This is a genomic window from Streptomyces sp. NPDC046931, assembly GCF_040644655.1.
Classification (GTDB): Bacteria; Actinomycetota; Actinomycetes; order Streptomycetales; family Streptomycetaceae; genus Streptomyces.
Window position 1 is genome coordinate 80,982 of sequence record NZ_JBEYWX010000010.1, and the last position, 13,462, is coordinate 94,443.

7 protein-coding genes are annotated in these 13,462 nt (G+C 68.7%); 5 read left to right on the forward strand and 2 right to left on the reverse strand.

All coding sequences use genetic code 11. The annotated features are described in order from the left end of the window. Positions 1-16: 16 nt before the first annotated feature. Complete coding sequence (locus ABZ876_RS19525; RefSeq protein ID WP_361782280.1) at positions 17-382, reverse strand: hypothetical protein; 366 nt, start codon at positions 380-382, stop codon at positions 17-19. Positions 383-990: 608 nt separating this feature from the next. On the opposite strand from ABZ876_RS19525, the gene ABZ876_RS19530 reads away from it, so the two are divergent. Beyond that, on the forward strand, positions 991-4,257 hold the full coding sequence (locus tag ABZ876_RS19530; RefSeq protein ID WP_361782283.1) for a GH92 family glycosyl hydrolase: 3,267 nt from the start codon (positions 991-993) through the stop codon (positions 4,255-4,257). Positions 4,258-4,327: 70 nt separating this feature from the next. Here the strand turns inward: ABZ876_RS19530 and ABZ876_RS19535 are convergent, their stop codons facing one another. Continuing rightward, positions 4,328-8,131, reverse strand: a complete 3,804-nt coding sequence (locus ABZ876_RS19535) for a GH92 family glycosyl hydrolase (RefSeq protein ID WP_361782286.1) — start codon at positions 8,129-8,131, stop codon at positions 4,328-4,330. A gap of 460 nt (positions 8,132-8,591) precedes the next feature. Here ABZ876_RS19535 and ngcE point away from each other — a divergent pair, with 460 nt between their 5' ends. The 4 genes from ngcE to ABZ876_RS19555 all read left to right on the forward strand — a co-directional run bounded on the left by ngcE (position 8,592) and on the right by ABZ876_RS19555 (position 13,423). Further along, positions 8,592-10,037: an N-acetylglucosamine/diacetylchitobiose ABC transporter substrate-binding protein gene (gene ngcE / locus ABZ876_RS19540; protein WP_361782289.1), complete on the forward strand. Its 1,446-nt coding sequence runs from the start codon at positions 8,592-8,594 to the stop codon at positions 10,035-10,037. 113 nt (positions 10,038-10,150) lie between these two features. Then, positions 10,151-11,086, forward strand: a complete 936-nt coding sequence (locus tag ABZ876_RS19545; RefSeq protein ID WP_361782292.1) for a sugar ABC transporter permease — start codon at positions 10,151-10,153, stop codon at positions 11,084-11,086. Between the two features lie 15 nt (positions 11,087-11,101). Continuing rightward, positions 11,102-12,025: a carbohydrate ABC transporter permease gene (locus tag ABZ876_RS19550; RefSeq protein ID WP_361782295.1), complete on the forward strand. Its 924-nt coding sequence runs from the start codon at positions 11,102-11,104 to the stop codon at positions 12,023-12,025. Between the two features lie 198 nt (positions 12,026-12,223). Continuing rightward, positions 12,224-13,423, forward strand: a complete 1,200-nt coding sequence (locus ABZ876_RS19555; RefSeq protein WP_361782298.1) for an ROK family transcriptional regulator — start codon at positions 12,224-12,226, stop codon at positions 13,421-13,423. Positions 13,424-13,462: the final 39 nt, after the last annotated feature.

A 13,462-nucleotide genomic window follows, 5' to 3' on the forward strand; every position in this document is an offset into this window, starting at 1 on the left:
ATCCAAACGAAAGACCCTAGATCCACCCCGCTGCCTGAGCGATCGCGAACGGCGCGGGGACCAGGGGCGTCATACCGAGCCACCTATGCAGGGGCCGGCCCTCCTGCCAGGGCATGAGGACGTCCACCACCAGCACCATCCCGACGACGAATCCGCCGCCCAGCAGCGCGCCGAGCGTCATGCCGAGCGTGTTGTCCGGTGACTTGCCGGGACAGCCGAACCCGTCGACGCAGTGGATCAGTGCGTACCGGGTCAGCAGCCACCGCACGCACAGGCCCGGGAGTATCGCCACCAGTCCGATCAGGAGATTCGCCACCGTGGGCGCCCACCAGGAACCGGCGGTGCCCTTCTCGTGGCCACCGTCCGCACCGGAACCGTGCACAGCCCGCCCTCTCCCAGATGTTCGCGTTCCTACAGGTAGATGACCACAAGAGCACTGGGGTTGCCCCGTTCGCGCCCTGGTGCGGCCAACACCGCCCCCACGAGTGACCCTTACGGTGCCTCGGGTGCCGCGGGAGGGGGTGTACGCGGGAGGGGGTGTACGCGGGAGGGGGTGTACGCGGGGCGGACCGACCCGCGCGTGTGACGACGCGAGCCTGTGACGACGCGAGCCTGTGACGACGGGCGCCTGTGACGGGCGGGCGCGTATGACGACTGCCGCGTATGACGACTGCCGTGCGGTCGGCGCCGTTCGGGGAACTCCGGGCGGACCGGGTGGCCGGTGAGCGTGCCACCCGGTCCGCGAGCCGGCCCGGCCCGGGGGGAGGGGGCCGCGCCGGGTGGAACGTGGCTTGTGACGACCGGTGGAGGCGACAACGTTGTCGGAATGGTCTGTACATGACTGTACTCCCCCAACGGACAACGACGTCAAGGGCGTTCGCCCGTACGGCTGACAGGCGGTCTTCCCCGGGACGGGCGGCGCACGTTACTGTCCCCGCGGCTTGTGCGACCCGTGGTGCGCGACCCGTCCGAAGGAGGAGGGGCCGCGTCATGCGTTTCCGTCCGATGTCCCTGCTGCTGGCGGCCGCCCTGGCGGTCGGCGGTTCCCCCGCGCTCGCCGCGGGCACCGCACCACCCCTGGTCCGTGACCCGGCCGCCCATGTCGACCCGCTCATCGGCACCCGCAACGGCGGTAACGTCTTCCCGGGCGCCGTCGTCCCGTTCGGCATGCTCTCCTGGAGCCCCGAGAACACCCGGGGCGACGCGACGAGAACGGCCGCGCCCGGCGGCTACCAGTACGACGCCACCCGTATCCGCGGCTTCAGCCTCACCCATATGTCCGGCACCGGGTGTGCGGGCGGCAGCGGCGACATCCCGTTCTTCCCGTACGCCGGCGAGGTCACCTCCTCACCGGCGAGCGACACCGAGGACGCCGTGTACGCGGCCGACTTCACACACGCCGACGAGACGGCCGAAGCGGGCCACTACAAGGTGGGCCTGTCCTCGGGCGTCACGGCCGACCTCACGGCCACCGCGCGCACGGGGTCGGGCCGCTTCACCTTCCCGGCGGACAAACCGGCCTCGCTGCTGATCCGTACCGCCAACTCCGAGGTGGGCTCGACCGATTCCTCGGTCACCATCGACCCGGCGACCCGTACGGTCTCCGGCTCGGTCACCTCGGGCGACTTCTGCGGCTATCTCGACCCTGAGGGACGACACAGCTACTACACCCTCCACTTCACGGCCCGCTTCGACCACGACTTCACGGCGACCGGCACCTGGCAGGACGACAGGCTCACCCCGGGCTCCACGCACACGACCGGTGGCACGGGCGGCTTCTCCCACGGCGGCAGGCCCGTCGCGGGCAAGGGCGCAGGCGGGTACGTCCGGTTCGCGCCCGGCTCGGGCCCGGTGAACGTCAAGGTCGGCGTCTCCTACGTCAGCCAGGCGGGCGCCGAGGCCAACCTCCGGGCCGAGAACCCGGACGGGCGGTCCTTCGACTCCGTGCGGGACGCCGCCCGCCGCGCCTGGCGCGACCGGCTGGGCGCGATTCGGGTCGGCGGCGGCACGGACGAGGACCGCACCACCTTCTACACCGCGCTCTACCACGCGCTCCTGCACCCGAACGTGATCAGCGACGCCGACGGCCGGTACCGCGGCAGCGACAGCGCGGTGCACCGGGTGGGCCGGGGCCACACCGCCCAGTACGGCACCTTCTCCGGCTGGGACGTCTACCGCGACCAGGTGCAGCTGCTGACCCTGCTGGACCCCGGCGCGGGTTCCGACATCGCCCAGTCCCTGTACGAACTCGCCCGGCAGAACGGGGGAGTCTGGGACCGCTGGCTGCACGGAGCGAGCGGGACGCACGTCATGAACGGCGATCCGTCACCGACCGCCCTCGCGGGCATCCGCGCCTTCGGCGGCACCCGTTTCGACCTGCGCGGCGCGCTGAAGTCCCTGGTCAAGGCGGCGACGGCGCCCACCCCTCAGGACCTGTCCGCAGCGGGCAGGCCGGTCCTGTCGGTGGGCCAGCGCCCCTCCCTGGACAAGTACCTGGAACACCACTACATGCCGTCGGTCTCCAACGCCTGGGGCGGCGCCGCCGAGACGCTGGAGATGTCGACGGCCGACTTCTCACTCTCCCAACTCGCCCTCGCGGCAGGGCAGAAGGACACCGCGGCGGCCTTCGCGGGGCGCTCCCAGTGGTGGCAGAACAACTTCAACCTCGCGGCCGACCCCGGTGGCGGCTACATCGCCAACCGCAAGGCGGACGGCAGCTGGGTCACCGGCTTCACGCCCGCCACCGGGAACGGTTTCGTGGAGGGGACGGCGGCCCAGTACACCTGGATGGTGCAGCACAACCCGGCCGGTCTGTTCGCCGCGATGGGCGGCCGGGACAAGGCGCTGGCCCGGCTCGACGCCTTCTTCCACAACGCCGACGGCAGTTGGGCGTTCACCGGCAGCGGCGGTGACAAGTCGGAGCTGGACAACGAGCCGTCGATCAACGTCCCGTACCTGTACGACTACGCCGGGGCGCCCTCCCGCACCCAGGAGACCGTACGGGCCGCCATGAGCCGGCTCTGGTCGACCAGGCCCGAGGGCATCCCCGGCAACGACGACCTCGGCGCCATGTCGTCCTGGTACGTCTTCTCGGCGCTCGGGATGTACCCGCAGGTGCCGTCACGGGCCGAACTCGTGCTGGCGTCCCCGCTGTTCCCGCGCGCGCTGATCCACCGCCCCCACGGCCGCGACATCGAGATCCGGGCCGAGGGCGCGGGCGAGGACGCCCCGTATGTGCGGTCGCTGTCGGTCGACGGCCGCAGCAGCGATCGGCCTTGGCTGCCCGCCTCCTTCGTCCGCGACGGCGGCCGCCTGGACTACACCCTCTCCGGCACCCCCGACCGCACCTGGGGCACGGACCCGGCCGACGCGCCGCCGTCCTTCCGGTCGGGCGAGCAGCCGTACCAGATCGGTGTCGGCCCGAACACCGCGACCCTCGCCCCCGGCGGCAGCGCCCGCATCGGCATCCGGGCGCTCGCCCTGAGCGGCGGCACCGGCCCCGAGGTGCACTTCACGGTCGACACCCCGCAGGGGGTGACGGCGACCCCCGCGCAGGGCACGGTCGACGACGGCGCCCAGGAGATCGCCCTGACCGCCGACCCGGCGGCCCGGCAGGGCTTCCATGACGTCAAGGTCACCGTGACCTCGGGGGACACCGCGTACGCACAGCCGGTGGCGCTCACCGTCGCGGCCCCCGGCACCCTCCTGGCCGCGTACAACAACACCGGCGTCTCGGACGACGGGGGCGACCACGACGAGGCCGACTACGACGGAGGCGGCTGGAGCTACTCGCGCCAGGCCCTGGCCGACGCCGGGCTCACGGCGGGCTTCCAGGGCACGGTGGGCGGGCTCTCCTTCACCTGGCCGGACTCTCCGGCGGGCCGCCCCGACAACGTGTCGGCCACCGGCCAGACCATCGAACTGACCGGTCCCGCCACCCGGCTGAGCTTCGTCGGCAGCGCCGTCAACGGCAACCGGCGGACGAAGGCGACCGTGACGTACACCGACGGCACCACGGACACCGTCGACCTCTCCTTCACCGACTGGACCGTCGGCGGCGGCTCCGGCACGGTCCAGTACGGCAACGAGGTGGTCGCGAGGACGGCGTACCGCAATGTCGCCGGCGCCGATCGGGACCCGGTGGCGACCTACGTCTTCGCCACAAGGCCGTACGAGGCCCCGACCGGCAGGACCATCAGGAGCGTGACGCTGCCGGACGACGCGGATCTGCACGTGTTCACCCTCGCGGTGGGCTGAGCGACCTCCGGTACGACGACGGGGCGGGTGCGGAGGAACCTCCGCGCCCGCCCCGTCCCTCATGGGGATGTCAGGCCAGCAGTTCCACCTCCGCCAGGGTGGCGGGGGAGTTCAGGACCAGGCGGTAGTGCGCGTAGGAGCCGGGGCGCGGGATCGAGAACGCCCTGGTCTGCCGGTCCCAGGTGAAGGATTCTCCCGAGCGTGCGTCGAGGGTCGTCCACTGTGCGCCGTCCGCCGAGCCCTGGAGGGTCCAGCCCGTGGGGGCCCTGGTGTGGTCCGCCGGGGACGTCAGGGTGTACTGCACCGCCTTGACGGGGTCCGTGACCGGCAGGTCCACGCTCGTCACGGCCGTCTCCGTCACCGAGGTGTCGTCGAAGAGCGGCCCGTCACCCTTGAGCACGTCCGCGCGCGGCGACGGCACCTTGTCGTCCTGGGTGATCGACACCGGCGCCGCGTTCCTCCCGCTGCCCCAGGCCGACGGACGTGGACCCATGTCGAAGTCCAGCACCGCCCCCCGGGACAGCAGCGCGTGCGGCAGCGCCGTCGACGTCCACGGGCGGCCGTTGACCTTCAGCCCCTGGACATAGACGTTCCGCGTGCTGTTCCCCGGGGCGTTGACGACGAGGTCCCGGCCGTTCTCCAGATGCACGGTGGCCTTCTTGAACAGCGGCGATCCGATGGCGTACTCGCCGCTGCCCATGACCAGGGGGTAGAAACCCAGCGCCGAGAACAGGTACCAGGCCGACTGCTCGCCGTTGTCCTCGTCACCGTGGTAGCCCTGGCCGATCTCGCTGCCCGTGTACAGGCGGGAGAGGACCTCACGGACGTTCGCCTGGGCCTTCCACGGCTCGCCCGCCGCGTCGTACATGTAGATCACATGGTGCGCGACCTGGTTGGAGTGCCCGTACATGCCCATCCGGACGTCTCGCGCCTCGGTCATCTCGTGGATGATTCCGCCGTACGAGCCGACGAACTCCGGCGAGGCCGTCTCCGGCGTCGAGAAGTACGCGTCCAGCTTGTCCGCCAGCTTGGCCCGGCCGCCGTACAGGTTGGCCAGGCCGCGGCTGTCCTGCGGGGTCGTGAAGGCGTAGCCCCAGCCGTTGGTCTCGGTGTAGTCGTAACCCCACACCCGTGGGTCGTACTTCGAGGAGTCCACCCGCCAGTTGCCCTGCGCGTCTCGGCCCTGGAAGAAGCCGGCCTTCGTGTCGAAGAGGTCGACATAGTCGCGGGCGCGGTTCAGGAAGTACGCCGACTCCTCCTTGTACCGATTCTTGTGGGTCTTCTCGTAGAGCGCCTGGCCCATCCTCGCGATGCCGTAGTCGTTGACGTAGCCCTCCATCGCCCAGGACAGGCCCTCGCCCGTGCTGGTGCTCGTATAGCCGAGGAAGGGGGAGGTCGTCATGCCCTTGCGGCCCACGCCGGAGGCGGGCGGCGCGACCGTCGCGTTCTTCACGGCGGCGTCGTAGGCGGCCTCCGCGTCGAACTTCACGCCCTTCACATAGGCGTCGGCGAACGCCACGTCCGAGGATGTGCCCGTCATCAGGTCCGCATAGCCGGGCGAGGACCACCGTGAGGTCCAGCCGCCGTCCTTGTACTGCTGCACAAAGCCGTCGACCAGTTCACCGGCCTGCTTCGGGGTGAAGAAGGAGTACGCCGGCCAGGTCGTCCGGTATGTGTCCCAGAAGCCGTTGTTGACGTACACCTTGCCGTCGACGATCTTCGCCCCCGTGTGCGTGGGGGTGTCCGGTCCCGTCATCGGGGAGAACGGGGACGCGTACTGGTACGCCGAACCGACCTTCTCGAAACCGGAGTTGGGATACAGGTACAGCCGGTACAGCGAGGAGTAGAGCGTCGTCAGCTGGTCGGTGGTCGCTCCCTCGACCTCGACCGTGCCCAGCAGCTTGTCCCAGGCGCGCTGCGCCCGTGCCTTCACCTCGTCGAAGGACGTCCCGTCCGGGACCTCCTGCCGCAGGTTGTCCTTCGCCTGGTCGATGCCGATGAGCGAGGTGGCGAGGCGCAGGGTCACGGTGTGGTCGGAGCCCGGCCTGAAGCGCAGGTATCCCTTCACTCCCGAGGTCGCCCCGTCCGTCACGGGCGCGTCGAAGACGCCGTAGACGAACAGTCGCGTCGCCCCTGTCGACAGCCCTGACTTCACGTCGGAGAACCCGGTGACGATCCCCTTGTCCTTGTCGAGGGTCAGCCCGGCCTGCTCGGTCACATTGTCGAAGATCACGCCGGCGTCGTCGCCGGGATAGGTGAACCGCAGCACCGCCGTGTGGTCCGTCGGCGTCATCTCGGCCTTGAGCCCGTTCTCGAAGGTCACGCCGTAGTAGTACGGGCGCGCGGTCTCGTGGTCGTGCCGGAACGCCAGCGCCCGCGCCTCGCGACCGGTGTCGGGGGTGCCGGCGGCGGCCGACGGCATCACCTGGAACGTCTGCCGGTCGCCCATCCAGGGGCTCGGCTCGTGGCTCGCGCTGAACGCCTCGATGGTGGGCAGGTTGTCCGCGTTGTTCGCCCGCGCGTAGTCGTACAGCCAGTTCAGCGAGCCGGAGTTGGTCACCGGCGTCCAGAAGTTGAAGCCGTGCGGCAGGGCGGTCGCCGGGAAGGTGTTTCCGCGCGAGAAGGAGCCGCTGGAGTTGGTGCCGCGGGTGGTCAGCGCATAGTCCGACAGATGGGCCTTGGGCCGGTCCGGCGGCGCGGCCTTCAGGGTGATGTCGTCCAGCCAGCCGCGAAACCTCGCCGGCCCCTTCGGCGAGTCGTACGCCACCAGGATCCGGTCCACCGTCTTCCCCGCCGCGACCGACCCGATCCGCGAGACCACGTCGTTCCACTGGTTGATGTACAGCACCCTGGCCGCCCCCTGCCCCTGCGGGGACAGCGGGAAGCCGTGCTGGTCCAGCGCTCCGAGGCCGCTCAGATAGGTGCCGTCGGTGAAGGCGAGGTCGACGGAGACGTTGGTGGCGTCGTAGTCCCGGTCCTTGTCGGCCATCGACGGGAAGACCCGGTAGGACAGCCGGGTGTCCGGCTCGACGCGCACGTTCACGTCGAAGACCTTGTTGTACGAGTACGCCCGTCCGTCCGCCGTGTGCGTGCCGGCGTACCGCAGGGCCCGCCGGCCCGTGAAGCCGGCGCCCGCCTTGGCGGTGGGGGAGCCGATCGGGCCGCGGTCCACCAGCGTGCGCATGTCCCTGGGCACGGGCTCGGTGCTGTGGCCGGTCGAGAACTGCACATCGGCGAGTTGCAGTATGTCCGCGCCGTGGTTTCCGGTGAAGTCCAGCCGGAAGTGCGCGTACTCGGCAGGATCCGCGAGGTCGTAGGACTTGGTCTGGAAGCGCTCGTCGAACGATTCGCCGGTACGGGTGTCGAGGGTCTTCCAGTCCTTGCCGTCCGTGGACCCTTGCAGCGTCCAGTCGGCGGGGTCCCGCTCCGCGTAGTCGTTGGCCGACGTCAGCGCGTAGGTGACCACCTTGACCGGCGCGTCGAGGTCGAACTCGACCCAGCCCGTGGGCGCGAAGGTGAGCCACTTGGTGCCGGGCTCGCCGTCGATCAGGTTCTCCTTGACCTCGCCGGCCCCGGCGTTCTCGGCGCCGGCCCGGACATCGGTGACCTCGTCGGTCACGTTGCCGGGGATTCCGGTGGTGTATCCGCCGTCCACGCCGGACGCCCGCTTCGCACCGTCCGCCCCCGTGTCGACGGTGTTCAGCCATGTAGGGGCCGGATCACCGGTCTCGAACGAGGAGGCGAACTCCCGGTCCGTGCCGTCCGGTTGGCCGGGCAGCGCCACCGCCGCGCCGTGCAGGCCCACCAGCAACGCGAAGGCGGCCGTCGCCACGACCGCCGCCTGAGTTCGTCCGTGCCGAGATCTGTGCTGCATACGCGAGCACCCTCCCTGCGCTGTGAAAATATGGACAACGTTGTCAACTCCATGCGCAAGGACCAGTAGGTGGCCAAGTGACCTGTGATGTCAAGGGTGTTGAGCGTGGCATTCGGGGTCAATGTGGCGGATATCCCGTCCGAGTGACCACACGGGCATCCTGTATTTCCGCGAGGTCTCAACTCGGATAAGCAACCCGTCAACCTTGCATTCGATCTTGCTCCGTTGGCGGGAAGTGGACTATACCTGTCGGCGTTCGGGCAGTCGCCAACCCTCGGGTACGGCAGCCCTGTACCGGCACGACCGGGGGAAAGCAGGAGGCGGCGGACCGTTCCTTGCACGACCGGCTGCCATGCCGTCCCACTGAATCCCTCATGCACGACCCCAGCTTCACCATCACCGCGGTGCCGGGGAGGATCCGGTTCACCGCCTGAGTCCTGGAGAAGGCGAGGACTTGAGCATGGGATCCACTTCCGGCGAGAACACCACACCCGGGGGCGTCGGCCGCCGTGATCTGATCAAACGGTCCGCCGCGCTCGGCCTGATCTCCGTCCCCGCGATGAGTTTCCTGTCCGCGTGTGCGAGCGGCGGGGGCGGCGGCTCCAGCGACGACAACGCCAAGGGAAAGACGTCGAAGACGAACCCCTTCGGGGCGGAGAAGAACAGCAAGCTCGACATCGTCATCTTCAAGGGCGGTTACGGCGACGACTACGCCAAGGCGTGGGAGGCCGACTACCAGAAGAAGCTCGGCATCACCTCGACCCACACCGGCACCCAGGAGATCACGGGCAAGCTCCAGCCCCGCTTCAACGCGGGCAACCCGCCGGACATCGTGGACGACTCCGGCGCCCAGCAGATCAAGGTCGACGTCCTCTACAAGAACGGCCAGCTGCTCGACCTCGCCGAGGTCCTCGACGCGCCGTCGGTCGACGACCCGGGCAAGAAGGTCCGCGACACCCTCATCCCCGGCACCCTGGACCCGGGCGTCCAGGAGGGCAAGGTCGTCGCCCTCAACTACATCTACACCGTGTGGGGTCTTTGGTACTCCGGCAAGCTCTTCAAGGAGAAGGGCTGGACGGCGCCCAAGACCTGGGACGACTTCCTCGCCATCTGCCAGGACGCCAAGAAGCAGGGCATCGGCGGCCTCGCCCACCAGGGCAAGTACCCCTACTACATCAACGTCGCCATCATGGACCTGATCGCCAAGAAGGGCGGCATCGACGCCGTCAAGGCGATCGACAACCTCGACCCGAAGGCGTTCGTCGGTTCCGACGCCGCGCAGGCGGGCATCGAGGCGATCTACGAGGTCGTCGAGAAGGGCCTGTTGATGCCCGGCACGAACGGCCTGACCCACACCGAGTCGCAGACCCGCTGGAACCAGTACAAGGCCGCCTTCATCACCTGCGGCTCCTGGCTGGAGAACGAGCAGCTCAAGCAGACGCCCTCCGACTTCGACATGAAGTTCCTGCCGATGCCGCTGCTGTCCGGCAGCACGATGCCCTTCGAGGCGATCCGGGCCGGCTCCGGTGAGCCCTTCGTCATCCCCGCGAAGGCCAAGAACCTGCCGGGGGCCAAGGAGTTCATGCGGCACATGCTCTCCAAGGAGTGGTCCACGCTCTTCGCCAAACAGGCCAACTCGCTCACCATCCTCAAGGACGGCGTCGACTCCGGCGTGACCCTGCGCCCGGGTACCCAGTCCACGGTCGAGGCCTCCAAGGCGGCGGGCTCCAACACCTTCCGCTACCTCTACCCGGACTGGTACAGCGAGATGGACACCGCCATCCAGAACGCGTCCAACGAGCTCATGGCCAAGCGCATCCAGCCCAAGGAGTGGCTGAAGCGCTGTCAGGCCGCGGTCGACAAGCAGGCCAAGGACCCGGCCTCCAAGAAGAACCACCACGACTGAGGCTCGCCGCCGGCCGGGCCCCGATGGACCGGGGCCCGCTCGACCGACCGGATTCCGGGCCGGGAATCCACCTGATTCCCGGCCCGGGACGGGACACCAGGGGCAGGAACGCCATGCGCAAGGGGCAGTACCGGTTCGTCGCGGGATTTCTCTTCGTCCCCGTGGCGCTCTATCTGATCTTCGTCATCTGGCCGTACATCCAGACGTTCGGCTATTCGCTGACCGACTGGAAGGGCCAGTCGCAGACATTCAAGTTCGTCGGCCTGGACAACTACCGGGCGCTTTTCCAGGACGATGTCTTCCTGGAGGCCATCTGGCACAACATCCTGTTTCTGATCTTCATCCCGGTGATCACCATTCTGCTCGCCCTCTTCTTCGCCTTCATGGTGAACGCGGGCGGGCGCGGGCGGGCCGGCGGAGTCCAGGGCGTCGCCGGATCGAAGTTCTACAAAATCGTCTACTTCTTCCCCCAGGTGCTGTCGCTCGCCATTCTCGCCGTGCTGTTCAACGCGGTGTACCGCAGTGACGGCGGCGGTCTGCTGAACGGCTTCCTCATCAAACTCGGCCTGGTCGGCGCGGACAATCCCGTGGAGTGGCTCAACGAGCCCGACATGGTGCTGTGGGCGCTGATCCTGGTCGTGGTCTGGCACGGCGTCGGCTTCTACCTGGTGCTCTTCTCGGCAGCCATGCAGTCCGTCCCGAGGGACGTCTACGAGGCGGCGCTCATCGACGGGGCGAGCCGTTCCCAGTCCTTCTTCCGCATCACGCTGCCGCTGCTGTGGGACACCGTGCAGACCGCGTGGGTGTACCTGGGGATCGTGGCGATGGACATGTTCGTCCTGGTGTCCTCCATGACCCAGAACATGGGCGCCTACGGCGGCGGCCCCGACCATCACAGCGATGTCATGTCGACCGTGATGATGCGCAATTTCCTCTATTTCGGGAAGAGCGGCTACGCCTGTGCCATGGGTGTCGTCATGCTGCTGCTCACCCTGGTCCTGTCCGTGGTCACGCTGCGCGCCACCCGCCGCGAGCGCATCGAGTTCTGAGCGGGAGAGACGACGATGAGCGCACCCATCAAGGAGACCCCGGCCGTTCCCGCCCAGCGGTCCGTGGCCAAGGTTCCCGTCCGCCCAGGCGACCGGCGCAGCGAGGGCGTGGTCCTGAACGTCTTCTCGCACGGCTTCCTCGCCCTGTGGGCCCTGCTGATCGTGCTGCCGCTGCTGTGGCTGGTGCTCAGCTCCTTCAAGACCGACGCCCAGATCGGCGGCTCGGCCTTCGGCTGGCCGCACGACTGGTCCTTCGACGTGTTCCGGCGCGCCTGGGACAAGGGCATCGGCGACTACTTCCTGAACACCGTGATCGTGCTGGTGTTCTCCGTGCCGCTGACGATGCTGTTCGGCTCGATGGCCGCGTACGTACTGGCCCGCTACCGGTTCCCGGGCAACCGGTTCCTGTACTACTTCTTCGTCGCCGGCGCGATGTTCCCCGTGTTCCTGGCCCTGGTGCCGCTGTTCTTCATGGTCAAACGGCTGGACATGCTGAACAGCTACCAGGGCCTGATCCTCGTCTACATCGCCTACTCGATGCCGTTCACGGTGTTCTTCATGCACGCCTTCTTCCGGACCCTGCCGACGGCGGTGTTCGAGGCGGCCGTCCTGGACGGTGCCTCGCACACCCGGACCTTCTTCCAAGTCATGCTGCCGATGGCGAAGCCGGGACTGATCAGCGTCGGGATCTTCAACACGCTGGGTCAGTGGAACCAGTTCATCCTGCCGACGGTTCTGATGCAGCCGCAGAGCGGGTCGGATCCCGAGCGCTATGTGCTCACCCAGGGCCTCATCCAGCTCCAGCAGCAGCAGGGATACGCCTCCGACCTGCCCGTTCTGTTCGCTGGTGTGACCATCGCCATAATCCCGATGCTGGTGGTCTACCTGTCCTTCCAGCGCCAGGTGCAGGCGGGTCTGACGTCGGCGACACTCAAGTAGCCCCCGGGGAGTGTCACACTGTGTGACGTCACCTGTGCGCGCCGCTCCGGGCCCCGGGACGGCGCGCCCGAGTGTGGCCAAGGACCCGGATGGGGTTCAACCTCTTGACGGAAGGCAACCCGAACGGCTCAGCTTAGAGTTCACTAGTTGGACATAGGCGGGGCCTCACCGGAGCGGCCCCGTGCTCAGGAGGTCGTTGTGGAGACTCCAGGGTCGCAGTCGTCGCTGCACCGAGCCAACCTGGAGCGGGTTGTACGCGCCGTGCGGCTGGCCGGATCCCTCACGCAGGCGGAGATCGCGAGGACCACGGGCCTGTCCGCGGCGACGGTCTCCAACATCGTGCGGGAGCTGAAGGACGGCGGAACCGTCGAGGTCACGCCCACGTCGTCGGGTGGCCGCAGGGCCCGGAGCGTCTCTCTGAGCGGTGATGCCGGCATTGTCATCGGCATCGATTTCGGGCACACCCATTTGCGGGTCGCGGTCGGAAATCTCGCTCATCAGGTGCTGGCCGAGGAGGCGGAGCCGCTGGATGTGGACGCCTCCGCCGCGCAGGGCTTCGACCGGGCGGAAGAGCTGGTCGGCAGGCTGATCGCGGCGACCGGCGTGGACCGCTCCAAGATCGCGGGTGTGGGCCTCGGTGTGCCCGGCCCCATCGACGTCGAGTCGGGCACGCTGGGCTCCACCGCCATCCTGCCGGGGTGGACCGGCACCAAGCCCGCCGAGGAGCTGCGGGGGCGGCTCGGCGTGCCGGTGCACGTGGACAACGACGCCAACCTCGGCGCCCTCGGCGAACTGGTCTGGGGCAGTGGCCGGGGGGTCAAGGACCTGGCCTACATCAAGGTCGCCAGCGGTGTCGGAGCCGGGCTGGTGATCGCCGGGTCGATCTACCGCGGCCCCGGTGGCACAGCCGGAGAAATCGGGCATATTACTCTCGATGAATCCGGTCCCGTCTGCCGCTGCGGAAACCGGGGCTGCCTGGAGACGTTCACGGCGGCGCGCTACGTACTGCCGCTGCTCCAGCCCAGCCACGGCACCGATCTGACCATGGAGGGCGTGGTCAGGCTGGCGCGGGACGGTGATCCGGGCTGCCGCCGGGTGATCGCCGACGTCGGTCGCCACATCGGCAGTGGAGTCGCCAATCTCTGCAATCTGCTGAACCCGAGCCGCGTCGTCCTGGGTGGTGATCTCGCCGAGGCCGGAGAGCTGGTTCTGGGGCCCATCAGGGAGTCGGTCGGCCGGTACGCCATCCCCAGTGCCGCACGTCAGCTCTCGGTGTTGCCGGGGGCGCTCGGAGGCCGTGCCGAGGTGCTCGGGGCGCTCGCCCTCGCGCTCAGCGAAATGGGTGATTCAACCCTTTTGGACGGCACGCTGACGGCCATAGCTCCTGCCTTCACTTAGAGAACGGATGGCACCGTTGCCATCTCGTTAAGGATTTAC